Below are 24155 nucleotides of genomic sequence, written 5' to 3' on the forward strand. Positions count from 1 at the left end.
TCGTTCGCATATCTTGCTATCGAGCGTCGTTGGCGGGCTTGATAATCCTGGTTCCATAGTGGGAAGGCCAGGGGTATCTAGGGATATCTGGACTTCAGGGTTATCTGGGCACTCTAGATACCGCTAGACACCCCTAGATCTATCTAGATACCCTTGACACCCCGTCTAGGGATCAGGGTTATCTAGGCTCTCGTCACCTCCATTCCGTAAGTCGCTCAGTCGCAGTCGTTTTGGCGGCAGCTCCCATGTCCAATGGTCGACCCTGCTATTACCAGCGGTCCGCACTGGCTTCTTCACAACACAAAGTTCCTTCGCTGCCGCGCGGACCGTGTTGATTCCGCAATCAGCGTTCTGCTTCGTCAATCTGATTGCGTCATCCGCATTCACCGGCCCGTCGGCCAACAGCTGCTCCAAGATCTCCTGAGCCTCTTGGCGAGCTGGTGCGGACTTGCGGGCATCGCTTACCTTGGCGCCGTCCGCGCCGACGAGTTGATCGGCGGTGAGGTCCATGGGCGAGCACCACTCGATCACGGGGCTATCGGGGTCATCCGGGGCGCTACTGAGCCGGTATCCAATCGCCTTCGGTTCTTTCGACAGGTTGCCTTTAGTTCGGGCTATCGCGTGCGTGGCGCCGTCCGGTGTTGGCTCCTTGAGCATTCCGGCCACAATTACCGATCGCGTAATCCCGGTGTAGGCAATCGTCCCGCTGCCACGGTTCTTCGCGCTCATCCCGGTCGCCTTATTAAGGTGGCGGACAAGCACGATCGCGCAGTCTGTTTCGGCGGCCAGCGTCACCAACGGCATCAATGCTTGTCGCGTGCTCGGGTCGTCGCCCGCCCTCACCTGTTGGGTCGATAGGAAGGCGGTCAGCGGGTCGATAAACACGACTTCTGCGTTCACCTCGGTAATCGCGCGCCGCAGCCGATTGATGTCCTCGGGAATCACGAACGGCCTCGGGTTACCGTAATCGTCCGTCAGCTGGTTCATCACATGCACACGGCTGCGGTCAGCCCCAGCGGCATCTAGCCTCGGCACCACTGTGTCCGCTTCGTCGTCCTCCACGCCGACGAGCACGACGCCCGCGGGGCCGAAGCTGCTGCGCGGCAGTATTGTCTCGTCAACGACCGTCCTCGGCCATTCGCCACCAGTTGTCACCAACGCTGTCATCACGAGCGTCAGCAGCGACTTACCTTCGCCGGGCTCGCCCTCCAGGATCGACACTTTGCCGAGCGGTATCCACGGGTACCACAACCAAGTCACCTTGGTCGGCGTCACATCGGCCAACGACCGTGTTACCCGTTCGGCTTCGGGTTGGTGGTCTCCGGGGGTGGTGTCGTTCAATCTGATTGGCTCACCGTGGGCGGCCATGTTCCGGTCCATCGCCCGTGTCGCGTAGAACACGTCCGGCCGGCACACCCTAGCGCCCCACGACACGAAGCTGTCGAACTCGGCCGCGGCCTCACGCTTGCCGCCATCGCGGTCAGGTCCCACGGCCTCAACAAACTCTGTACGCAAGAACGCGAGCGCCGCGCGCACTCCGGTCAATCCCGCAGCGCCCATTTCTACCAGCCAGCGGACGTGTTCTTGCGAGCAGTCGTGTCGTGCGCCGTGGTCAGGGTTGGGGCAACGCCCATCAAGCCCAGCCAGCGCGTGGTCAAGCTGCTCTTGCGCTAGGGGGCCCACGGGACCTTCACGCATGCCGTCCAGCCATGCTCGGGCCTCTTCATCGGTCGCATATCGCGTCGCCCCGTCACGGTAGCCCTGAATCACCCAGGGTAGCCAGGCTGACGGCAATTCCGGCCAGCTTTCCGGCGGCGGTGGTTCGGTCAGCGGGTTGTCGTCGGCGTCGAACCATTGCTCGGCGTTGCCGGTGTCGGGGTTGATGCCAGCGTTCACGTAACGGTGAGTCGGCGTGACAACATCCACACATGGCCCCAGGCTTTTCCGGAACCTCAACCCGTGGGGCACCCGGAAAGGTCGCTTCTCGCTGCCGTCAGTCCTGTTTCGCAGCTTCGGTCCAGGCGGCAAATTATGGCTGGCCCGCTCTGCAACGTCGGATATCGTCGACAGGCCGGTGCCAGCCGGCCAGTTGCCTTTCTCGTAGTTGTCTATGTCGATGACGACTTGGCCGTCCTGCAACACGAACGCGATGCCGTCGTCGCCGCGCGTCTGCCGCCATTCTTCGATCTGCTCAGCTGTGGGCGGTCCGGTGTTGTGGTGCCCGGTGTAGCCGTTCGGCGGCGGCGACTTCCGGCCGTGCGGTAGCGGGATTGGTGCGGGATAGCCTCGTTGCAGGTATACGGGTGCAAGCTCGCGGAAGTTGACAGGCCTGTGCCCGTTCGTCGCCGCGCTGGCCCGCTTCGTCTTTCGGCGTGTGGTCGGGTCGGGTATCATCTCGGTCAGGTCCTTCGCCCAGGTTGGTCCTATTACCCCGGTTCGTACTTATCCGAACCGGGGTAAGTTTTATTGGGCAGCAGCTTTTTTCGGCGTGCGATGCGCATGCACACCAACAAACCTCGTCGGCGTCGGTTGCTTGCATGCCTTTATCCACGCATCGCCGTCAGCTCGCGAGAACCAGTTCTTTCCGCCTATCTGGGTCGGCACAATTTCACGGCGCAACACGGCATACTTGATGCTGCGCCGTGTGACGCTAACCAGATTTCGCTCATAGCGCAGATACTCAAACAGCTGTTGTTCGGTGAGTACCGGATCATCATCAACATTCATTTGGTGTTACGCCCTCCTGTGTGATTCGGAGAGCACGCCCGCCAAGCCTTAACACCCCGGCCCGAAAGGCCGTCCTCTAAGCGTACTACATTCGTCGCCCCGCGCTGAGCCTAGATACGCTGAACGCAGTTGCGGCGGAATGGTTTTAGCGCATCACCTCCAATCATTCTCACCGGCGCGATAACACACTCATGCAATCCGCCGACCGCGCCTTTCGGCCCGTGTGACCCAATCGAAGTCCGAGACGCTTAACCGGATCACGCACGCATCCGGGTGGGCTTCCACGATCTCGCGGTGCTTATCGAGAAGCGCGAGGGCGTTCACGTAAACGCCACACCGCGTCGCTACCCACAAATCACCGTCGTCACGCCCGAACCGCCGCGCTGTCAGCGTGGTCGGTACGTCATCCCGCCACTCCAGGCGGCCAGTGTCAACCAGTCCGCGCTCGTTGCCCCAGTTCATCACCGTCATCTTTGTTTCCTTTCGTAGTGCCCGCCGCGGTTTGCGGCCGCCAGCACTACCACTAATACATCGAATTGAAACTAGGTGCAAGGCAATATATTTCGTGTCCGGACCGGGCCAAAACGACGAATACATATAGACCACCTAATTTGCAGTTAGTACGCCTATGCGTATTTCGTTTGTGGGTACCGTCGCGTACCAACTGGCCCGAACCGGGCCACACGGTCGCGTCTGACCGCCGCCAAGAACCGACATCGCCGTATTGGCTCCTCACGGCCACGGTGGCGGAGGACGCCACTTCGAGGTCCTGAGTTATTGGGTGCAAGACGTGGCGAGACCTGAAACCGGTTGTGGACGAACATCATTTAATCGCCGTTCTGTGAATCGCCCTGGCCCAGCCGCCTTGTCGGCCGGTGTTGGCAGTCCACTAGCGGTCGCCAGGGGTGCCGCGTCCATATCGTCGTGAGCCCTCGCGTCTATCGTGGCGTGACGCCCCTTGCCGCCTTCTTCCGTTCCAGCTCCTGCGCGAACGCATTCTCTAACGCGGTGCGCTCCTCCCACGTCGGCCGACGGATCGATGGCATCGTTAGCGGTCTACTCAGAGGGTCGGCCGTATCGTCGACGTATCGTCGGCACCAACCCACCCATTCCGTAGCCGCGTCACGCTGGTCACCAGGGCTCATCGCGTCAACGGTTGCCGTCATTGCTCCCAGAAATTCCCGGATCTGACTGGCCTCCCGCCACGCCGCGTGCTGGCTGCGCAGCGTTTCGGCCCGAACATTTTCGGCGTGCTGAAACTCAGCAAGCCGCTCGGCTTCTTCGCGGATTGCCTGGCGTTCGATCTTAGCAAGCCGTTCGGCTTCCTTGCGCTCTGCGTCGATTACTGCCCACCGCTCGAACGTTGTCATCACGTCCGGCAGTCGTAGTTCCAGCGGTAGCGTCTTCGTCTCTGGCCAAGTGATTTTCGATGAGTAGCGGCTACTGGTGTCCAGCGCGATGCTCAGCCGGTCGGCCGACACGTAGTCGTACTTCGGTGGCCGGTCCCACGAGTATTGCTCCGCCCTTTCGAGTTCGGCTGGCGTAGGTGTATGTGCCACCCTGTCCTTCGGCTGCCAAATGTCCACAGAGCAGCGGATGGCCTCTAGCTCGATGATCAAGTCACCTATCAACCGGCTCGAGTCCTCAACATACCCATGCGAGTTACGGTTCGGCAGCCGTACAGAATATCCGCGAGCCTCGGCTTCACGGGCGATAGCATGCAATAGCCGAAATGCCCTATCGCGGAACGGCTTCTCGAGGGAATTGAGTCGCTTCTCAGACCGGAGCGTCGCCACCACCGGATGCCACCGCCCGATCCGCTCAGCTGCCACTGTTTCGGAAGGCGGCTGCGTCTTCCAGTCCGATACGGATGACAACCGGAAGATGAGCTGGTGATAATTTGCGCCGCTCAGCAGGATTACTTCCTGGCCGTCCGGCGCCATCTTCCTGCGATTGATGATCCCGACCAACGTGCCATAGCTCGTACTGTCGTCCTGGATGTCGCGCTCCAGGAAGCCGCCAGCGTCAATGATGTCCTTCAATAGCTTTCGTGTGGGTGTGAGCTCTTCCGGCGAGCGCGATCCTGATGCGCTGAGTGACTTTGGCTTCTGTGGCGAGACGCGCGCTGATTGAACCGGCGGATCAAGGTCTGGCGACGAAGCGCGACTCCTCCGTGTAATCCAATGCCCCGGTGGATAATTCCCGTGGGCGAGGTAGTGCAGGCCAGCTGGCAGTATCGCTGCGCTCCACGCTCCGCCCCGCTTCGACACTTCAACTAAGCGACGGCTCTGTAGGGCGACCGCCACATGTTTGTACGCGGAGTTATTCCACCGCCCATCTGGGCAGCCTTCTTCGATCCAGCTCAAGACTTCGATTTGACGTGGGTTTAGCGCACTATGAAGCGGCACTTCGCCATTCGAGCACATCGGCGAACCCCGATTTGACTTAGGGTTACGCCAGTAAACTCTGCCGCACCTGCTAACCGTTGGAAACAGCACTCCACTGACTAAGAATCCGATCGCGAGGGCTAGCACTAAGATGCGTAGCGCATCTCATCTAGACGAGCATGCGCCGCATCCGGTCCAGCATCTTTATAGGGTTCATCCCAGTCGACCGCGAAAGGAGTCGGCTCTGGCTCACCGGAATTGCGCTTAAGGATGAGAGCGCAATCTCGGTTAGTCGCCTGCCCTCTCGTCTCACCCCAAATCCTACTGACTTTGTTCCTGGCGGCCAGATGGTCTTCGATCATCCCCATCAAGTGAAGCTCAGTTCTGTCAGACAGATCTTCCCAGATACGGGCTGCCAGCGGCATCGGCGTCTTGCCTGGGTCAGCTACGTCCCCGACGATCAGGACAGCAACGCCGGCTGGCTTCAGTACGCGTTCCATACCTCGGAGTGTTCTTAGTAGGAAGTCGGCGTATGACGAATATGTGTGGCGATGGTCGAGCGCAGCGTTTAACGTTTGCCGGCCAGCACCTCGCTCTCTAGCGACTTCGTCCAAGCCGAACAACCAAAGACGAATCCAATTTGAGGTGCCGTAGTTCACGACTTGAAGGTACGGCGGTGACGTAACAATCAGGTCCACAGATCCCGGCTTGATGTTCTTGCCTCGAAGAAGTGTTGGTGCGTCCGCTGATAATGACCTGCCATCAGGACCCGCAATTCCGTCCAAGTACAATCTTGCGAGCTTGTCGCGAATACAGCTGAACACATCCTGGTCGGGAGGAACCAAACCCTTCTCGCGGATATACTTTTCGACATAAGACGGGGACATACTGAACGTATTCGGCATGCTAATGCTGAGATATTGCGACGTTCCGTCGCGACGAAACAAGCCGTGCATAATCCCGGCTAACGCACCGGCGATCATGGAATCCTCGGACGTCCATCTGACAAGAGGCTCTTTCAGAAGATAGGAGCGAAGAAAACATATTTGTCGGAGCGTTGTCGGGTGGTAGAGCATCCGTATGTCTGCCGGAACGTCGGGGTCAAGAGACCGCCTTCTTCGATATTGACGTTCTAATTGATCGATCGTCGCCATAACGGCGTCCCATGTCGGGGGTTTAACCTTGGCTGTCGAGAGTATGAAAGCCAGGGGGCTGAGATCATTACAAATGGCCTTACGGCCTTCGACGCGAGCTTGAAGGGCCACGGTACCTCGCCCGCTAAATGGATCCAGGACGACATCTCCCGGTTTAGAGTAGCTCTGAATGAAGTAGTGAGCGACCTTCGCGGGAAACATGCCGTGGTAGGAGCACATAGTGTGCATAGAATGCCCCCAACGTGGGCTTATGCCGTGCCACAGCGTTCCTGCTGAGGTGGTGCCGCCATCAAGCGAATCCGGCTCGGGGAGTGTGAAAAACGCTTCGTCGCACCAGCTCGTGGACAGTCTCATCGCAAATATTCTTTCAGGGACAACGCTGCCGTCCGCAACACCGGTTCCGACGACTTGCGCGAGACACGAGTTAGCTTTCGAAGGGCTGGGGTGTAATCGACTTTCGGCTTCGCCTTGGGCCGAGCCCTACCACGTCTCTGGCCGATGTCTCTTTTAACTGACCGGAGTTCCTCACCCTCCCTATAAAACTCGGAAGGAAGAGCGTCGGTAGTTGCTTCGACGAACTTGATCGGAAAGCGGATGTATTCGCCTTGTTGAGCAGCCGTGCAGATCCGCTGCACCCAAATCTCTGCGTTCTCGCCCTCGGTGAAGTTGTCCTCAAGCACCTTCCGCATGCCATCTGAAGTCAGACGGAGCCAGGCATAAGGATTCGATGACGGGATAACTTCGACATCCATCAGCTCGACAATTGCTGCGAAGAGACCGCCGCGCTGGATAAGTCGCCAGAGGCCAGTGTAATTGCGGAGTGTCGCAGGTGACACGCCAATGTAGCGCGCGATATCAACTTTTCGAACATGCTCCGTCGCATGAAGGTGCTCGACGAGCTGTGCTAGCTGGCTCGGAAGCAAGTCCTGGTAGATATCCGACTGATACCTAAGCTCATATCGACGGTCATAGTCGAAAACATACGCGGCGACCGTATTGAACCGCGAAGGTTCGGCGTCTCGGATACTCCGTACGGCGCGGACCCGCATCGCGCCATCGATCACTAGATATCGCCCCGCTGACAGCGGCGCAACCTTCAGCGGTTCAGTGAGGCCGATTGCTTGGATCGATGACCGCAAACGGTCCTCGAACTGCTTGGCGCTCCCCGTCCTCGCCAAATCTGGACTTAACTCGAGCGCATCGACCGAGATCTCTACCAGTTTCATTGCAGCGCCACCGAAACTTTTGTGAGGCCGTGAGATTCGAAGTGATACGGCATTGCAAGGGCGAGCCGGCGTAATCGTTCCTTCGTCGATCCGGCTGGAAGCTCGTCGAGGCAGCTGCAGGCCCAGGCCAAGAGGAGGAGGCGCTGGCGACGGTGACGGTTACCGAGCTCCATCAGTTTGCGCCAGCCAAGTGCGACGAAAAGCGCTTCCAGTTCCTTCGTTGAAATTGAGTGTTCGGCGACAGCTTCGACCACGTCCGCTCGCTCATTGCCGTCGACGTGTCGGGCTATCACCGCATGGAGCGCCAACTTCAACCTGCCGGAACGCAACGCGGCGACCTCGCTGTTGGAAGCTCCTTCGAGCTGAGCCTCAAGTCGACGCACAGTTGTTGCCGAGACGCCGAACCTTCGCGCCACCTCCGCCGTTTCTTCGCCTGCCTGCCGGGCGCGCGCTATTAACAGCGCCCGGTCAACCGGTCGCATCCGCAATCGCGCAACATTTTCGACTAGGAACTGCTGGACCTTTACGTTGTCGGCGAAGCTGTCGTCGACGACGATGGCGGGGATTTTGTCTAGGCCGAGAAGCCGGCAGGCCAGGGTGCGCCCCTGGCCTTTTATTAGCAGGTAGTCACCCGTGCCGTCGGGCGCATGCCGGACAGTAATTGGCGTCAGCACTCCGAATCGTTCGATGGAGCGCTGCAGATCACGGTGAGCCACTCGGTCCCTCTTGCGCGCAAGTCCGGCTTCTGGCCGAATGCGGTCGACGGGGATGTTCTGGACTCGCGGTAAGCCATCTTGCCGACTCTGCTTGGCGCCCACCCTCGACCCTCTCGTTTGGTCCGGTCGCGACCCGGTATGCCATTGCAACGACCGGCTTCGGCCTGCTCTAGTTACAGCGTTGTGATTCTAAGAGATGCCACCGACAAACCTCTCGAACAGTAGGGGCGGGTCGGGATACCAGTCTCGCGAGGCACTCGGTTACATTGCTCGACGCTGCGCCCGCCAGGCTCGGTTATCTGGATGCTTGTTCCTTTCGCCAATCGCCCATGCAGAAGGTGTGCGAAGCGGGTGATGCCTACCATCGCTCGCTGCCTCGATCTACTCGCTGTGCATCTTTATCTCAAACGGGACCCGAAGCAGCTTGTCCTTCATCAACCGGATAGTCGCTGTATCAGTGGTAGATCGAAGCCGGAGGGCCTGCCATTCCGCGATGGCGTCATAAGTGCAGTGCCGGAAGTAATTAACGAGGTTCTCACTACCATGAATCTGTTCTATGTGCGGATGTGCAAAGTTGATGATAACCAAGATCCGATTAGGATCCGTCGACTCACTAACCACATAGGGGTCAGCAGGCGATTTGTCATGATCTAGGAAACCAAGAATCTCGACCTCGGTATTAGCAACCGAGGCCCTCGCACTAAACGTTGGCTCGGTCGGGTCAATCGTGGCGACATACGCATCGTTGTCCGCCTTCAACACCTCAGGCTCTGGAACTTCAGTAAATTCAATCGTATCGATGAGCTCGGGCGACTCGATTTCTGCCTGAAATTCCTCGATCGCGGTCTGCACCTCAATATCGGTTATCGGCCGCGGATCCCTTCGCCGGTTGCGGGCGAATTCTCGGTATTCTGCACATTCTTCTTTCAAAGCTTTTTCAAGTAGGTCTTCCTCGTCGCCCATCCATTGGATGTTGTCCTTTGTGTGAGACACGATGAATGCATCGAGGTGGACCTCACCGGTCAGCCGCTGATTAACTAGGTCGTTGGAGCCCTCAACCTGGCCGAAGATCTCCTGAGGGCGCCACGATTCCGGCCAACCCTTGATCACTCTGTTTGCAACAAGAATCGAAAAGCCAGCCTTGGCCCTGCTCCCTCGCTCGAGAACACCGACCCAACCCGTGACGGATTTTCCTTCGACGTTCAAGGCGAACTCGCGGCGGAAAACCGAGCCATCTCGCGCTTTTGCGAATTCCTGATCCATATCCCACTTGAGGGGTTCGCCTCTCCACTCAAGGCGCATATCACCATTACGAAGATCGACGCGATACATGGACGACAGGAAGTCCCGGATCTTGCCGAGAGTCCTGCCCTTCATCTCCCTATTGAGTTTACGGATCTCCAAAATTGTGTAGTGATCTGACTCCGGCCGCGCGTCCCGAGCGACGTAAGGAAGCTCGTTATTCCCCTCGGCCACCGTCTCAACATCGACCGCGATTTCGTGTTCGATCGTCTCGCCAAACCGTTTCGTGCGGATGCTCCACTGCTCGCCGAACCAACACGCAGCCATCTTCATCCCGAGGCCGTATCTTGACCGGCCGGATGTGTCCGCAGGCGGCTGGCCAATGCGAAGCGCGTACTCAAGCTCCGCGAGTGACATCCCCATCGCGTTGTCGCTGATCCGAAGTAAGTCGTTATCGCGGTCATACGCGATTGAGACCTCGAAGGGCCGTCCCTCCTCCGCCAACGCGGCATTTAGCGTTTTCCGATTGGCGAAGTACGACTGGGTCGAGTTGTCGACAAACTCCGCCAGGGCATGCCAGGGCGTATAAGGCAGACGCTTGTATGAGCGAATGGCCTCGTACCCCAAATCAAGGTGCACCATGTTAGAAATCCCCTCCGTGGCTCATCGGCACTCTGTAAAAATCCATCGCCCATCTTCAAGTCTTACCAAGCTCGCGCGCTTGTACCCATGAAGAGGGTTGCCGCTCGTGCAGCTGAGGTACACCGTGTTGGCAGTATCGCGTCGCATCCACGAAAAAGGCTGGCCAGTCCCCTCAATGTAGATACTCATCGTCTCACCGCCCCCGATGGGCAGAAGCGCCGGTGTATCGACCGTCCACAGCCGTAGAACGTTCGGATCTCTCCGACACTCGATAACGTCGGTGGTTGGGGGCTGTGGTTGCTCGCCGTTGAGGCGGAATACGTGTTGATTAGTGCCGGACCTGAAGATCTCTACGACGCCGAGAGCTGCTCCGATGGCTTCCAGCGGGCGTCGCCAATCGGGTCGAGGATGGTCGACAACGACCCAGACGCGCGGCTGTTCCCCCCGTACCATCGCAGCAACTCGCGTCGGGTCAAGGGCGGCAGCCTCGCGCAGGAGCGCAGCTACGTGCGTGTCGTTGTATCTCCCATACGCGAGGACACGTGCCTGAGGGAGGACGTGGCTATTGAAGTCGTGACGCGCCATCTCCGCTTCAATTACCCACCAACGGCGGTAGTCACGGTCGATAAGTGCCAAATCAGGGCGCTTCACCCCCTCGTCGGAGCGAACGTCCATCTTGAATGGAACGAGATGCCAGCTCGGGAATAGCGCTTCCCCATACGCCAGCAAAATTCGCTCGAACTCGGTCTCGTACTGAGCGTGCAGGGATAGAGGTTCGAACCATTCGTCACGTAGGAGCAACCGTGCCAATGCTTCCCCCTTGCGCCGTCAGCCATGTCACCCGGTCAACACTTTCAAGATGCTCGCTCTCCTTCTTGAGGCGGTCCTCCTCGATTTTGGTCGCGTAGAGCGTGTAGATGATTGCTTTCGATTTGCGCGTGGCCGGTCGCAGGACACGGCCAAGCCTCTGAATCCGCTGTCGCCCGCTCGCCGTGGAGCTCGCAACGACGGCGACGGACGCTTCGGGTACGTTCACACCCTCGTCGAGCGCTCGGCAGCTAACGAGCGCGTCGAGTTGGCCTCGGCGAAACATCCGCAGATTGTCACGCCGGACGTCAGGTCCAATATTGCTGTGGTAGGCCGCGGCGCGGAGGCCTCGCTCTGTCAAGAGTCGGACGATCTGGTTCGCGGCATTGATCGACTCGTGGAAGACGAGCACCCGCTCCCTCGAAGACTTAGTCGCAAGGCGTACCGCAACTGGGATTCGCGCGGCAGCGTTCGCCGACACCGAAGCGCGATCACGAAGCACCTTCTTGATACGCCCCTCCACGTCGTCTCCCTCGTGGAAGCGACGAACGAGAATCGCCAGATGTCGTGAGAGCCGCTCATAGCGCGCCTGCTCCTCCGAAGTCATCTCGACCTTCACGTTTACCAATTCAAAACTGGTGATTACTTCGTCGTGGCGGGCGTCGTTGTACCCATATTCATAGATGACAGGGCCAAGAATCGGCTGCACAACGGTCTCGAACGCGTCGTCGTACTCGCGGCGGGGAGTCGCTGATAGGCCGAGAGTTGCTGCGTGATCACCCGCGAGGCATCGAGAATTCTCGGGGCTTCCGACACGGTGGCACTCGTCGACGACGAGGAAGTTGGTTCCTAGCGCCGCCAGCGCGGGCGCTTCAGTTCTCGCTGTATTCAGGACCATCAAGTTGAAACGAGCGGGCTGCGCTGGCCTGCCCTCTCCTGAGTAAGTTGCGATGTCCGCTGAAGCCACACCGAAATCATCTTGCAGAGCGACGAACCACTGATCGAGCAAGGCCACCGTCGGCACTACGATAATCACTTGGCCGCAAGGGAATGCATCGAAGAACTGACTCGCGCAGAGGCCGGCGAATGTCGTCTTACCGCCCCCAGTCACGACCTCTGCGATTCCGCGGCGGCCTGTGTCCAGCCAACGACCAAGAGCTTTTGACTGCCATCGGCGTGGCGTCGGTTCCCTCTGAATGGGGCTCGACGCCACTATCAACCTCCGGGTGGCCGAGGTTGGGCCGTGCTGCAGAAAAAGGGTGGTCTGGCCGCGCTCACGGACATCCCTCGAACCGACTCACTTCTTCTGATGCCTCCTTAGATCAACTGGCACCGAAACCCGCAGTACATGTGAACTGAACAGGCGCTCCGGCAACTTCACCCGTTCCACATCTTGCCGTTCGCTCACCCTGCACAGACTGACATAGATGGCTGACACGCCGGTTCGTGAGCGCAGTCCACTCCCGATGACCCCATTACGGATACTTATGACAGGCGATCTGCGCCCGAAACGCTCGCCATAGCGAATGTCTTGGACCCTCATCGAAACCACCTCGCGATGACTAGGCGTCGCGGCGACGGGCCGCTACGCACCGCTCACGAACGGTTGGCCCACAAATACCCCGTCGGTACCCCGAACGCAACCGAACCGGAGCCGTACCAGCGCCGGACCGCAGCCATGCGCCAGACGTACGAAACCGCACGTCTAGCCAGCGTTAGCGTTAGCCAGCAGTCCGCCTACCATGCGCTTTCGAACGTGCGTTCGCGCTTAGGAATAGCTTCCCAAGCTGAATACGCGGGTTCGATTCCCGTCATCGGCTCCACATTGACCAGCGCAAACCTCGTTGAGCGCCCGGGCCGCGACTTGCTCGGTCCCATATCGGTCCCGTACCCGGTTAGGCATAGCCGTCAGTCGAACACTAAATGCTTCCGCAGGTGGCACCGACTGCGTAAGAACATCCTGACGGTTTCCACTGCCGAGACTGGGCCTGGCCTGAAGGGGTTGCACGCTAGCCTGAGGCGCACTCTTGAGCCAGAAGCGGGTCCTCTACGCACAATTGGTGCTTACATCGAGCCATGAAGAAAGTCGCTGCGCTCGCCGGACTCGGAGCCTCGGTTTTCGTAGGCCGCCGCTACCTGGCAATGCGCGACGCTATGGCGGACGTCGATCCGGAACTTCGCAGCCCCTTGCTGCCGCTCTTGCCCGGTTCAACGAACGCGCGGACGCTCCCGCTCGTTCGGAAGGTGTTTCGCTTGAGCCTCAGGCCCGGGGAAGGCGTCACGGTAACGCAGCGCCGTATCGCTGGCGACCCCGCCGTCCGCGTGCTTGTCACGACACCTGCCGAGCATCACGCGCCTCGACCGGCAGTGCTCTGGATCCATAGCGGTGGGATGATTCTCGGCTCTCCGCAATTCGAGGCGCCGTTCAGCGGTCGACTCGCACGCGAACTCGAGGCCGTCGTCGTCTCACCCGACTACCGGTTGGCGCCCGAGCACCCGTTCCCCGCTGCCCTGGATGACTGCATGGCGGTGCTGCGATGGATGCTTGCCAGCGCCGACGAGCTTGGAATCGACCCCCAGCGGATCGCCGTGGCCGGCGGGAGTGCCGGTGGCGGTCTCTCCGCCGCTGTCGCGCAACGCAGTCACGATGACCGGATCCCGCTACGCGCTCAGGTTCTGATTTACCCGATACTCGACGACCGCACGGCTCTCCGTGAGGACCATGACCGACGCGGCCGGTTCATGTGGACACCGGCGACGAGCAAGTTCGCCTGGACCGCTTATCTAGGGCGGCAACCGCGAATGTCGGATGCACCCGAGTACGCGGCACCAGCGCGGCGCACGGACCTGGCCGGCTTGCCTCCGGCGTGGATCGGAGTAGGCGATCTCGATCTCCTCCACGAAGAGAGTGTTCGGTACGCCGAGCAGCTAAAAGCTTGCGGTGTCCCGTGCGAGCTCATCACCGTCCCGAAGATGTACCACGGCGCGAACCTCATCGCCTCGAAGGTCGCCTCGATGCAGGAATTTAGCCGCAGCTATGTGGGCTACCTGCGGACGTATCTATAGCTACCGCCGCTACGCGGGGGGACGACCTCCACCACAGGCTCAGTTTGCCTGTAAAGCACCTACCGGAACTTATCCATTAAGCGGGTGCCGGAACTTGACATCAGATGCTCACGCCGATGTTTGCTGGCCCGACCGGTCCAGATCGATCCTGCTATCAACCACAAGGACACCTGGGGAACCACTAACTACGCGCCCATCGAGGATCGTCAGTGGCCTGGTCGCCAAGGAGAGCACGAAATCGTTGGAAACCATTCGGGGTACAACGCTCTCAGCAAGGCGCCTACCGAGTTAGGTAAACCCCGCACACCCACGCGGCGGTGGCGAGCAGCGCGGCAGCCAGCTCGACACCCATCGACAACGCGACACCTTTCAGGGCGTGCTTCGTCGAGGTCCATGCCAGCCGCTGGTCTCCGCGGGCGGCCAGCTCCGCCACATAGACACCCAGCACGAAGCCGATCACCAGGCCGATTACCGGGATTAGGAAGAAACCAATGATGCCCACAATCGCGCCCGCTGCCAGACTCAGCGTGCGCACGTCGGCGGCCCGCATCCGCTTCACGGGCCAGGTGTATTTGATCAATGTCGCCACACCGAGCAGCGCGGCCACCACGCCGAGTGTCACCCACGCGGTGATGTTGTTCTCGACGACGGCCCACACCATGATCGCGACGAACACCAGCAGCGTGCCCGGCAATAGCGGCACCACGATGCCGACGATTCCGACGGCGATCGCGAGTGCTACGAGGACGATGCCGGCAGCACTCATGTTCTCAACGTATCTCGAGTGGCCGCTACCAGGGATCATCCCTACGGGCCCATGCCCCGTCAGGCGCTGATCGTTGCCGGGACGCGAACATCTCTGCGCAGAAATCGTGCCACATACGATCGAGGTGTGACGTCACCCGCTCAGGACGATGTGCTGACGGTGATGACGTTGAACATTTGGGGCGATCACCTTTGGGAGGAGCGCAAGTACGCGCTCGTCGACTGGTTCACCGAGATTCGCCCTGATGTGGTCGCGTTGCAGGAGGCAACTCGGTCACCGGAATTGTGTGAGGCGACGTGGCTGGCCGAGCATACCGGGATGGACGCGGTGTACGCCGCGGCGTACGTCCGCTCCGGCCGCAGCGATTTCGGCAACGCGGTCCTGAGCCGCTGGCCGATCGTCGACTCGCGGACGCTCCAGCTGACCCTGGCGGGGTCAAATATCGAGCCTCGCGGCGCGCTGACCGTCGATGTCCGCGTTCGCAACCGTCTGGTGTCGGTCACCTCAACCCACTTGTCTCACCGGTTCGACGAGGGCTGGGTGCGCGAGGCACAGGTCCGTCAGCTCGCCGAGTTCGTCGGGACGGGCTCTGGCGATTTCCCCCCGATTGTCTGTGGCGACTTCAACGCAAGCCCGGAATCTACCGAGGTGCTATTCATTAGCGGCCGGCACGGATTTGACGGTCACAGTCTTCACCTGTTCGACGCCTTCGAGGTGACCCATCCTGCTGAGCTTGGTTTCACCTGGAACAACACCAACCCGTACACGGCGCAGGACCCGACACCGGATCAGCGCATCGACTACATCTTCGTAGGCGTGCGCACCGCTGACGGCGCAGGCAAGGTGCTGGACGCGGCCGTCGTATGCGACGCGACGCGCCGCGGTGTCTGGCCCAGCGATCATTTCGGTGTCGTCGCCCAATTAGCATGCCCTGCCCCCAGGCAATAATCGGGGCGGAACCATTTTGCGTCGAGAGACCGCGAGAATTCCCAAGCTGAATACGCGGGTTCGATTCCCGTCATCGGCTCCACCATCACCGCAGTTCAACGCGGTTTCCGATCATTCAAATCCTCGATCATCGGTTGAGACTTGTCGCAATCTTTCGCTCTGCCTGCAAACCAGCGGTCCTGAAACCAGCGGCCCTGAAACCATTAGCTGGCCGTCGCCGCGCCCGATCCGCCCTTACCAGCGCGCGCAAACGCTTTCCAACGCTCGCGAACGCCGCGACTCACCTTGTACCACAATGGTTTTCGATTGCGAAAGGCGTAAAAATCGGTTCGAAAAGCCAATATGTCGATAGACCGGTTTCACATGACCACCATGAGCGACGACGGCCAAGTGACTATTGATGGTGTGCTCGTTGGTCCTATTTTCGGCGGGACTACACCGCTGTACGGGATCAACTCGCCGGTGATGTGCTGGTAAACCAGCTTGCAGACGGGATCGACCTCAATGCAGTGCCGATGCGGCGTCCCGGCTAGGCCGGGGCGCGTTGGTCGTCGCGGTACAGGCTGTCGACCGGCTCGTCAGCGCCGTCGATGGCTAGAGCGACGTGGATCGGGTCACAGCTGACCCGCGTCACGACACGAGGAACCACCCAATGACAGAATCGCACCTTGAATTGGACGCCTGGCGCTTTTGAATTGACCTCCTCGAATTTCTGAGATGCTACTTTTCACAGTGAAATGCCTCCCGTTCTTCAGCAACTGAACAAACGTTTGGAGCGCGGCGCGTCGGGCAACACTGGTTAAGACGAATCGAATGGACTGGCGCTGGTCCGAGCAAACTAGCTGCGGGCCGGGCAAATGGGAGGGAGAGGACATGAGAATGTTCCGACAGGGGCTGACCGTCGCCGCAGTGCTTTCGGCCGCCGCGATCGGGCTGGCTGGCCCAGCATCGGCCGAACTCGTCGAGGGAGCCTATACGGGGACCGTGACCAATGACTCGATGGGAAATTCAGGGGCAACATTCGAGTGGACGACGACCTCATGTGGTTCGAACTGTATGACTCTCCACCACCCCAGCGGTGCTGTTTCTGATCTACACCTGCAAGGTAGTAAGTGGACGGGACCTTCTCCCGTGGCCGGCTACACGACGACAATTGACAACAACTCGTTAGCCGGCCGGGACGAGGCTGACATGATGTGGATTGAGTACCAGCTGGTGAAGCACAACTGATATCCCGTCGAGGATGTCTACCTGCGAGAGGAAGAGCTCATAAGCAGGGTGCCAACGTGCTGAAACGCCGCAAGACTCAGGCAAAACGCAGTTATCGAGCGCCGATAGCGCCATCACGCAAGTCTTCGCAATTTTTCTCAACTGGGACATTCATCTGCTTTAGCCAAGCCGAATGCTCAGGATTTTCAGAGAATCTTGATCCTAATAGCAAATTTTTCGAGCGGACTACGCGTTGCCGAACATGTGATTCCACCGATTAACTGCCTCAGGTCTTCAGCTGACATCAGGCTTCGGGCGAAAAATTCCAGTGGTCGATGATGGCGCGGTGACGGCCAGGAGCCCCAGACCCCATCGCCGCTTTCTTCAGCGATGTCAGCATCCTGACAGCAAACACACGGCTGCGTGACGGCTTTGGAACAAATCGCACGGTTAGCTGCGGCTCACGACCTACTTGCAGTCACTTGTCAGCCCGAGCATCCTGATGTCGTTTGCCGGACGTCATGGGCGCTCAGCGAGAATGCCAGACACCCGCAGTTTCGGGCGATAACGTAGCCAAGCACGACAGGGCCTCGGACCGGGCCTGACACGTTGCGGCCGTTCGAGGAGGGTGGTTTGAGGCAGGAAGACACCCGAAGCGGTGACTATTTCTGGAGTGACCACCAAGCGGACGACGAACTGACGCGCTTGAAACTCATTGAACGGTTCAATGATCCGTCGACGTTCCGTCAGCTCGACGCGCTCGGTGTCGCTGAAGGCTGGCGATGCCTTGAGGTAGGCGCTGGCGCCGGATCGGTGGTGCGCTGGCTTTCTCAACGGGTAGGTCCCGCTGGGGAAGTCGTGGCCGCTGACCTCGATGTCCGGTTTCTCGGCGACATCGGCGCACAAAACGTCGAGGTCCGTCGTTGTGACATCACTCAAGACCCCATTGAGCCGGCGTCCTATGACCTTGTACACGCTCGATCGGTCCTGACACATCTGCGCGATCCAGTTGCAGTGCTGCGGCGCATGATCGCGGCGCTGAAGCCAGGTGGTTGGCTGATGATCGAAGACACCGACAACGGCACCGTCGAGGCGGCAGACCCGGCGCATCCGTTCGCTGCCGGATTTGACCTGTGCGCTCAGGCGCGGATCAAATTCCTTCTGGCAGGCGGAATTATGGACCTGCGCTACGGCCGCACGTTACCGGCCCACATGGAGCACCTGGACCTGACCGACGTGGGGAATGAGGCGGTCGCTATGGTCGGGCACGGGCGTAGCCCGATGTCGCAGTTGATGATTCAATCCTTCCAGCCGATAGACGAGGCGATGGTCGCCAACGGATTCGTAGCACCGTCCGACGCGTCCGACGCGCGGCGTGCTTTCGAAGACCCCTCGTTCCTCTACAGGGGCGGGTTGGTGGTCGCCGTGTGGGGCCGCAATCCCGGGCAGGATGCGTAACGGCGTCGGGGCGACGCCTTCCCTACTGCTTTTCCACTCTGCCGGCGATCTGGTTGGCGATGTCGACGGCCACATTGCCCGGGTCCTTGCGGCACGCCTCGACATCAATCACGACGTTGTTGCGGACGGTCAGCGCCCGCTGACAAGCTGCGACCGTGCTGGTGTCATTCTTGGTCGCGATCGCGCCCACGGTGGTGCTCAAAGTCCCGTTGGTGTTGGAGACCGGTCCCACGTGCCAATAAATCTGAAAGTTGTTGGCATCGCCGGGAGCAGTCTCCTGTCGGTTGGAGCACGCTTGCCAGCCTTTTGTGGAGGTCGCGAAAAAAGCGTTGGCCGCCTTGGCGGAAGGGAACAACGTCACCACCTGGTTGACCTGAGGGTCCAGATCGTTCGTGTCCGAGGGGAGCGACACTACGTCACGGTCCCGATGGACCGCGGTGTTTCCGCTGCCGGCGTAGACGGGGGCCACCCCGGCGCCGGTGGCGTAGAGGCATTCGCGCGGCAACTTGTATGCCGGAGAGAAAAAGGCCGCCGTTTTGTCTTCTGTCAATGCGTCGGCTGTCTCGGTGACCTTCATCCCGGTGACACCCATCGCGGTGTCAATCTCGGCCGCGTCGAGCAACAGACCCGCCAGCGCGGACTGGGCGAGGGGAGGTTTCGACGCGCTCGGGCCAGTGGCGGCAGTCGATGACGAAGCGGAGCCGCCCTTGTGGCCACCGCCGCAGCCCGCGACCACGATTCCGATCGCGGCAACGGCGACCGCGGCTGTTAGCTGGCGCATGATGAACTTCCCTTCCTGACTTGAGTCCTTCCTGAGTCAGCTCCTCAAGCGTTCAGCGCACGCCAGGCGTTTGCTATTCAGCGGTTGGATGGAGCCTAAGTCAGCGCGCGCCTTCGCGTACGACTTTGGCGTTTTGCATTCAGGAGGGCTTGGGGTGCGCACCCCTCGCGCCGGCGTCGGCTTCGGCGTCGTCATGTTTAGCCGCTTCCCGGTCGGTTTCGGCGGCTTCACGGTGCCGTGCGGCGGCGCGCTCATGCTCAGCGACGTCGCCGATACCTTCCGCCGCCGCATGCTCGTGAACGTAGGCGGCTTGTTCGTGCACCCAACTTGCCCGACGATGCCGCTCGGCGACTGCCCGATGTGCGTCTATGGATCGCTGCCGCGATTCATCTGCAGCACGACGGGCGCGTTCGACATTCTCTGCCGACGACGGATTTCCCGTCTCCAGCTCGTCTCGCCGCTCAGCAAGCTCTCGGGCTCGCTTCGCTGCTCGGTGACCGGATTGCCTGCCAGGCGTTTCCGACATGCAGCGATTGTCTCACTTTCCGGCCACCATGCCGTTCCATTCGCAAACGCGCATTGAATACGCCCCGCCGCGAACCCGCCGTCACTGGTTGCGGACGCAGTCGTAGGTGAGCTTGACTTCAGGGCCGAGTTGGACCACCTCGAACTGATCGACCGTGATGCCGTTGAATGACTCAGCGCGGATGCCCAATTCGGCCCATTTGTTGGTGCTCGTCCGGTCGTCGGCGAAGGTGAGCGGCACCTGGCCACCATCAGACAGCAGCATCCCGTACTTCTTCAGAGCCGCGATGATGACCCGCTCGGATTTTGAGTAGCCCGACTCGTCGAAGTCGGCTCGCAGCCGGAACCGTACCCCGTACGGCGGTGCGTTCGGATCACTGCTGTCCGGACCGCCCGCGTGGGTGGCCGGACGCACGTAGACGCCCGCCTTCATCCGGTGGTTGGGCAGGATGAAGCGAATCGCGTGATTCACTGTGCCAGAGGCAACCTCATCCGCGGTCGGTGTCAATGCGGCGATCGGAAACCCGGCGGCGTCCGCGCTGGTGCACTGGTCTCCGCGCAACGTGTCGGGATACGCCCTGGTGACGTCCCATACGAAAAACCCTTGCGCCGTGAGGTTTTCGCCGGATCGATTGCCGTGATAGATCTCGTAGAGCTTCCCCTGACCGCGATCGACGACGAGCAGATGACAGTCTTCCTGCCTCTCCGTGGCACCGCTGGTGTCGCAGGTGAGCTCGGACGAGCCCTCGAAATACGCCTGCGCCGGCAGCGGCATGCGCGCGGGAACCGAATCGCAGTCCCGGCCGCCGAAGCAATAGTCGTCGGCGCCAACGACCTGCACCCGAGGTGTGTTGCTGTCGGCGAAGAAGATAGGAATCGAAAAATCGACCTGCAACGCTCCGGTCCCCCAGCCACCCATGGCGCTCAGCGCATGAACGATCGCATCGGATCGCTCGGACTTCGCGGCGCCCGAAACGTCGACGTTCCACGGCACGGCGGCGCTGAACAGGGAACCGGTCAACCTGGACGCGCCGGGACTTGACGTAGCACCCGAACTCGGTGTCGACCGTCGCGTCGGGCTGCCGCAGCCGCCGCCGAGGATGGCCGCTGCGCAAACTATCGCCAGCACCTTTGCGGCCCGCAACCGGGACATGCCGCGAGGCTATAAGGGTTCGCGGCCGGCTCACAGCTATGTTCCGCGGAACATAACAGGCTCATAGACAAGCGCCGAGCCTGAACCCGACCGCGCGGTTTAGTCCGGCGTGGCGGGCCGAGTCGCGTGGTAGATCGACAGGGATCCGGACACCGTTGGAATCACCGATGCTTCAGTGACGTCCACGAAACCCGCTTGCTCGATCAGCTGCGGCAGGATCCCATCCGCATTGGGCTGCGTATCCGCCTTGCCATCGGCCCACTGGACCAGCCGGAATCCCAGCCGCATGAGGACGCTGCGCTGCAAGCCGAAGTCGGCGATAACCAGTTCACCGCCGGGCCGCAACAGCTTGAACATGTTGGCGATGATGGCCTTCTTCATCGGCACCGGACACTGATGCAACACCAGGCTGGAGACGGTCTTGCTCGCGGTCCCCGGTCCGACGAGCTCGGCGGCCTTGTCGCCCATGCCCTGTACGAATTCGATGTCTTCCACGTTAAAGCCGGCTTTGCGGACTTTCGCACGCGCTATGCCGAGAACCTCCGGGTCGGGATCCACGCCGACGACACGGGCTCCCGGCTGGCACCGCTTCATCAAAATGGCTAACGACGCTGTCCCGCAACCGACATCGACTACGACATCACCGGGCGCCAGCGAAAGCTGCCGGACCGCCGCCGAGCGCCAACGCTCCTCACGCGTAACCAGCGCGACGACCGTGTCGTAGTACTTGGTCCACTTGGGGTTACCGGCGGCCGGGGTGAAGGACTGCACTGACATGACTTCTAGTCGTACCATCGGTAGGCGATGACTTTCTCTGCACAAACGGCCACAAACTTGTCCACAGCGGACAACACGACGATGGTTGACATGCGTCAGGGAGGTCGACCCACCGCGGGCGCGTTCGTGTACGAAGGGCAGCGGGTGACCACGCCGCGCCACGCCCACGATCTGCACCAGTTGGAGTACGTCGTCCAAGGTGTGCTCGAAGTCGAGACGGACGCGGGCGCCTACATCTTGTCGGAACGACAAGCCGCGTGGATTCCCGCCGGGCTCGGGCACATCAGCACGATTGACACGCGAGTGCGCTCCGTATCGATATTCCTGCACCCGATCCTCCTGCAACCGACCCGCCGAGGAGCGGGAATCGTGGTGGTATCGCCGCTGATTCGGCACATGATCGTTTACGCCTGCCGCTGGCCCATCGACCGCCAGTCGTCGGATGCAACGGCCGATGCGTACTTCCAGTGCTTCGCCGAGTTGCTGGCCGAACTCCTCGAGTCGCAGAGCCCGTTCAGCTTGCCCACGACCAATCATCCGCAACTCGCTGCCGCCCTTGAGCGAATGCGTAATGCATTAGCGCACATCACTATTGACGATGCCGCTGCGGCGGCGGGCATGTCTGCTCGTTCGCTGCGCCGACTGTGTGACCGCGAGTTGAAGATGACGTGGCGGGATTACACGCATCAAGCACGCCTCATGCGGGCCGCGGCACTGCTTGCCGATCCTGACTTGAGCGTGCTTCAAGTTGCGACCCGAGTCGGCTTCGACAGTGCCAGTTCGTTTACCCGAGCGTTCCGCAACGCATGGGGCCAGCCTCCGTCAGCCTACCGTCGCCCGGGCATTTGAGTGTGATCCACGGGGCGCAATCGTCGTCGCGGCATTGAGTGTGTAATGAGGGCTTTGACTGTGCGTGCTGGGCGGCAGATTGGTCAAATCTCCACCGCCACTTCACATTCAAAACCGTGGATACACAACCAACGCCGCCACTACACACCCAACGCCACAACTAGACACTCGCCCCCGCCCGCAACGGCGTAAATCAACGACCCCTGGCGGGCAGTGGGCGAAAGACCGGCAGAGCCCGATACTGCGCAGTGAAGCTGGCCTCGTCGTACTGCTCGCCAACCTCGCCGTCATGAGCGATGACAGTCGGGCCGTCAACGACAGAAAAGCTGAACTGCGGCACCTGCATCTCGTGGTACAGCGGGCTGCGCTGCAAACGTCCCAAGACCAGCGCCGCCAGGATCCTGGTCCTGGCGAACCGGCGGCCGGTTTCGAGGATGCGCACATCGATCAGGCCGTCGTCCATCCGGGTACGACTGGACGGGGCGAATCCGGTCGGCAGGTATACCGAGTTGCCGAGAAAGAACAGCGAGGTCAGCACGGTCTTGTTGTCGTAGCGAATCCGCACGGGCTGTTCGTTGCGCAGCGTGCGCAGCATCGCGTACACGCTCGCCAGCGGTTTGCCGATGCGTCTCTCGAGCTTTTCGCGCCGCCGGACGAACGCGGGGTACGCACCGATGCTGGCGTTATTGACCACCATGCGGCTTTCATTCAGGCACACCAGGTCGACGCAGGCGACGCTGCCGCGCCGGATCGCCTCGACGGTTTTGGCAGCGGTGTCGCAGCCGATGTCCTTCGCAAAATGGTTGAACGTCCCGGCCGGAAAGACGGCCAGCGGCAGGCCCGCCTCGCTGGCCACCGCGGCGGCGGTCGACACCGTGCCGTCGCCGCCTCCGACCGCAAGGACCTCGGCACGTGCTGCCGCGCTGCGCAACACCTGCTCCGGATCGTCGTCTGAACCCAATTCGACGATCTCCGCCTGCGGTAGCCCGGAGCGCACCTCGTCGGCGACGCGAGCCCCGGTGCCGCTGCCCGACGCGGGGTTGATGACGAGGACCACTCCGGCGCCGTCGGGCCGTTCCGGAGTCTCGACCCGCAGCGGTTCTGCTCGCGGCACTGCGGTCTCGGCAACCGGCGGAACCAACCGGCCACCGACGACGGCGATGCCGGCCCCGATGCCGAACCCGACGATGACATCGCCCGGGTAGTGCGCGCCAGTTGCCACCCGTGACAATCCGACCAGGCCCGCCAGCAACGCCAGCCCGAAACCCACTGGCGGATTCTCCAGGCCGACACCGACGGCGAACGCGGCGGCACTGGCCGAGTGTCCGGACGGTAGCGAGTTGGACGTCGGGCGACGACGGACTCGTCTGATCAGCGGCACCGAATCGTCGGCCGGGCGCGGCCGCTGACGGATTCGCTTGGCGACCTGATTGGTGAACAAGCTGGCAGCACCGAGCGACGCGATGCCCCGCACCGCTCCGCGCCGCGCGGAGCGTTGCCGTGTCGCAAACAGACCCGCGGCAATCGCAAACCACAGCTTGGAATGATCTGCCGCCCTCGTGAGGGGCGGCATGACCCTATCGAGCAGCGGCGTGGGGCTGTCGGCGATCGCGGTGAACAGTTCGCGATCAAGGGAGCCCAGACCCCGGGTGATTTGTTGGATGCCGCGCGAGCGCCGGGGCCTGACGTTCATTGGCTCCACCCTAACCGGCACGCGACGGC

The 24155-nt window shown here is 60.9% G+C and carries 20 protein-coding genes; 6 read left to right on the forward strand and 14 right to left on the reverse strand.

Features of this window, described 5'->3' with window-relative positions:
- Nucleotides 1-165 precede the first annotated feature (165 nt).
- The 9 genes from AC5Y21_RS18150 to AC5Y21_RS18190 form a co-directional block, all read right to left on the reverse strand.
- The gene (locus AC5Y21_RS18150; RefSeq protein WP_499914324.1) at nucleotides 166-2394 is read right to left on the reverse strand and encodes an AAA family ATPase; all 2229 of its coding nucleotides are present in this window, start codon (nucleotides 2392-2394) and stop codon (nucleotides 166-168) included.
- 69 nt (nucleotides 2395-2463) lie between these two features.
- The gene (locus AC5Y21_RS18155) at nucleotides 2464-2727 is read right to left on the reverse strand and encodes a hypothetical protein (protein ID WP_499914326.1); all 264 of its coding nucleotides are present in this window, start codon (nucleotides 2725-2727) and stop codon (nucleotides 2464-2466) included.
- 189 nt (nucleotides 2728-2916) lie between these two features.
- The gene (locus tag AC5Y21_RS18160) at nucleotides 2917-3198 is read right to left on the reverse strand and encodes a hypothetical protein (protein WP_499914328.1); all 282 of its coding nucleotides are present in this window, start codon (nucleotides 3196-3198) and stop codon (nucleotides 2917-2919) included.
- A 467-nt stretch (nucleotides 3199-3665) separates the two neighbouring features.
- Entirely contained in the window at nucleotides 3666-5093 is a 1428-nt protein-coding gene (locus AC5Y21_RS18165) for a hypothetical protein (RefSeq protein ID WP_499914330.1), read from the reverse strand.
- A gap of 167 nt (nucleotides 5094-5260) precedes the next feature.
- A complete protein-coding gene (locus AC5Y21_RS18170; RefSeq protein ID WP_499914332.1) occupies nucleotides 5261-6622 on the reverse strand; it encodes a DNA methyltransferase in 1362 nt (453 codons plus the stop codon).
- A complete protein-coding gene (locus AC5Y21_RS18175; protein ID WP_499914334.1) occupies nucleotides 6619-7494 on the reverse strand; it encodes a ParB/RepB/Spo0J family partition protein in 876 nt (291 codons plus the stop codon). Before AC5Y21_RS18175 ends, AC5Y21_RS18170 begins: the two co-directional genes overlap by 4 nt.
- Nucleotides 7491-8312, reverse strand: coding sequence for a ParB/RepB/Spo0J family partition protein (locus tag AC5Y21_RS18180; RefSeq protein ID WP_499914336.1), 822 nt, complete (start codon nucleotides 8310-8312; stop codon nucleotides 7491-7493). The genes AC5Y21_RS18175 and AC5Y21_RS18180 overlap by 4 nt, the downstream gene beginning before the upstream one ends.
- Before the next feature lie 279 nt (nucleotides 8313-8591).
- On the reverse strand, nucleotides 8592-10094 hold the full coding sequence (locus AC5Y21_RS18185) for an ATP-binding protein (RefSeq protein ID WP_499914338.1): 1503 nt from the start codon (nucleotides 10092-10094) through the stop codon (nucleotides 8592-8594).
- 787 nt (nucleotides 10095-10881) lie between these two features.
- Nucleotides 10882-12114, reverse strand: coding sequence for a DEAD/DEAH box helicase (locus AC5Y21_RS18190; protein WP_499914340.1), 1233 nt, complete (start codon nucleotides 12112-12114; stop codon nucleotides 10882-10884).
- Nucleotides 12115-13145: 1031 nt separating this feature from the next.
- Between AC5Y21_RS18190 and AC5Y21_RS18195 the strand changes: the two genes are divergently transcribed.
- A complete protein-coding gene (locus AC5Y21_RS18195; protein ID WP_499914436.1) occupies nucleotides 13146-13967 on the forward strand; it encodes an alpha/beta hydrolase in 822 nt (273 codons plus the stop codon).
- Between the two features lie 280 nt (nucleotides 13968-14247).
- On the opposite strand, the gene AC5Y21_RS18200 is transcribed toward AC5Y21_RS18195, so the two are convergent.
- Nucleotides 14248-14733 carry a DUF456 domain-containing protein gene (locus AC5Y21_RS18200; protein ID WP_499914341.1) on the reverse strand — a complete coding sequence of 162 codons (486 nt, stop codon included), beginning with the start codon at nucleotides 14731-14733 and terminating at the stop codon, nucleotides 14248-14250.
- 126 nt (nucleotides 14734-14859) lie between these two features.
- Between AC5Y21_RS18200 and AC5Y21_RS18205 the strand changes: the two genes are divergently transcribed.
- The 3 genes from AC5Y21_RS18205 (at nucleotide 14860) to AC5Y21_RS18215 (ending at nucleotide 18348) form a co-directional block, all read left to right on the forward strand.
- Complete coding sequence (locus AC5Y21_RS18205; protein WP_499914342.1) at nucleotides 14860-15681, forward strand: endonuclease/exonuclease/phosphatase family protein; 822 nt, start codon at nucleotides 14860-14862, stop codon at nucleotides 15679-15681.
- Nucleotides 15682-16554: 873 nt separating this feature from the next.
- Entirely contained in the window at nucleotides 16555-16911 is a 357-nt protein-coding gene (locus tag AC5Y21_RS18210; protein ID WP_499914343.1) for a hypothetical protein, read from the forward strand.
- A gap of 612 nt (nucleotides 16912-17523) precedes the next feature.
- Nucleotides 17524-18348 (forward strand): class I SAM-dependent methyltransferase, encoded by an 825-nt coding sequence (locus tag AC5Y21_RS18215; RefSeq protein WP_499914345.1) that lies wholly within the window; start codon nucleotides 17524-17526, stop codon nucleotides 18346-18348.
- Between the two features lie 22 nt (nucleotides 18349-18370).
- On the opposite strand, the gene AC5Y21_RS18220 is transcribed toward AC5Y21_RS18215, so the two are convergent.
- Entirely contained in the window at nucleotides 18371-19129 is a 759-nt protein-coding gene (locus AC5Y21_RS18220; RefSeq protein WP_499914346.1) for a sensor domain-containing protein, read from the reverse strand.
- Nucleotides 19130-19283: 154 nt separating this feature from the next.
- Between AC5Y21_RS18220 and AC5Y21_RS18225 the strand changes: the two genes are divergently transcribed.
- Nucleotides 19284-19712 (forward strand): hypothetical protein, encoded by a 429-nt coding sequence (locus AC5Y21_RS18225; RefSeq protein WP_499914348.1) that lies wholly within the window; start codon nucleotides 19284-19286, stop codon nucleotides 19710-19712.
- Nucleotides 19713-19736: 24 nt separating this feature from the next.
- Here the strand turns inward: AC5Y21_RS18225 and AC5Y21_RS18230 are convergent, their stop codons facing one another.
- Both AC5Y21_RS18230 and AC5Y21_RS18235 read right to left on the reverse strand, forming a co-directional pair.
- Nucleotides 19737-20807 carry a hypothetical protein gene (locus tag AC5Y21_RS18230; RefSeq protein WP_499914350.1) on the reverse strand — a complete coding sequence of 357 codons (1071 nt, stop codon included), beginning with the start codon at nucleotides 20805-20807 and terminating at the stop codon, nucleotides 19737-19739.
- A 99-nt stretch (nucleotides 20808-20906) separates the two neighbouring features.
- Nucleotides 20907-21584 carry a class I SAM-dependent methyltransferase gene (locus tag AC5Y21_RS18235; protein WP_499914352.1) on the reverse strand — a complete coding sequence of 226 codons (678 nt, stop codon included), beginning with the start codon at nucleotides 21582-21584 and terminating at the stop codon, nucleotides 20907-20909.
- 90 nt (nucleotides 21585-21674) lie between these two features.
- On the opposite strand from AC5Y21_RS18235, the gene AC5Y21_RS18240 reads away from it, so the two are divergent.
- Nucleotides 21675-22433, forward strand: coding sequence for a helix-turn-helix transcriptional regulator (locus AC5Y21_RS18240; RefSeq protein WP_499914353.1), 759 nt, complete (start codon nucleotides 21675-21677; stop codon nucleotides 22431-22433).
- A gap of 193 nt (nucleotides 22434-22626) precedes the next feature.
- On the opposite strand, the gene AC5Y21_RS18245 is transcribed toward AC5Y21_RS18240, so the two are convergent.
- Nucleotides 22627-24126 (reverse strand): bifunctional phosphatase PAP2/diacylglycerol kinase family protein, encoded by a 1500-nt coding sequence (locus AC5Y21_RS18245; RefSeq protein WP_499914355.1) that lies wholly within the window; start codon nucleotides 24124-24126, stop codon nucleotides 22627-22629.
- Nucleotides 24127-24155: the final 29 nt, after the last annotated feature.

This window comes from Mycobacterium sp. NGS41 (assembly GCF_059812725.1).

Coding starts and splice junctions, on each gene's coding strand:
- AC5Y21_RS18150 (WP_499914324.1), bottom strand. CDS start 2,394: ATGATACCCGACCCGACCACACGCCGAAAGACGAAGCGGGCCAGCGCG.
- AC5Y21_RS18155 (WP_499914326.1), bottom strand. CDS start 2,727: ATGAATGTTGATGATGATCCGGTACTCACCGAACAACAGCTGTTTGAG.
- AC5Y21_RS18160 (WP_499914328.1), bottom strand. CDS start 3,198: ATGACGGTGATGAACTGGGGCAACGAGCGCGGACTGGTTGACACTGGC.
- AC5Y21_RS18170 (WP_499914332.1), bottom strand. CDS start 6,622: ATGAGACTGTCCACGAGCTGGTGCGACGAAGCGTTTTTCACACTCCCC.
- AC5Y21_RS18175 (WP_499914334.1), bottom strand. CDS start 7,494: ATGAAACTGGTAGAGATCTCGGTCGATGCGCTCGAGTTAAGTCCAGAT.
- AC5Y21_RS18185 (WP_499914338.1), bottom strand. CDS start 10,094: ATGGTGCACCTTGATTTGGGGTACGAGGCCATTCGCTCATACAAGCGT.
- AC5Y21_RS18200 (WP_499914341.1), bottom strand. CDS start 14,733: ATGAGTGCTGCCGGCATCGTCCTCGTAGCACTCGCGATCGCCGTCGGA.
- AC5Y21_RS18210 (WP_499914343.1), top strand. CDS start 16,555: ATGAGAATGTTCCGACAGGGGCTGACCGTCGCCGCAGTGCTTTCGGCC.
- AC5Y21_RS18220 (WP_499914346.1), bottom strand. CDS start 19,129: ATGCGCCAGCTAACAGCCGCGGTCGCCGTTGCCGCGATCGGAATCGTG.
- AC5Y21_RS18230 (WP_499914350.1), bottom strand. CDS start 20,807: ATGTCCCGGTTGCGGGCCGCAAAGGTGCTGGCGATAGTTTGCGCAGCG.
- AC5Y21_RS18235 (WP_499914352.1), bottom strand. CDS start 21,584: ATGTCAGTGCAGTCCTTCACCCCGGCCGCCGGTAACCCCAAGTGGACC.
- AC5Y21_RS18240 (WP_499914353.1), top strand. CDS start 21,675: ATGCGTCAGGGAGGTCGACCCACCGCGGGCGCGTTCGTGTACGAAGGG.
- AC5Y21_RS18245 (WP_499914355.1), bottom strand. CDS start 24,126: ATGAACGTCAGGCCCCGGCGCTCGCGCGGCATCCAACAAATCACCCGG.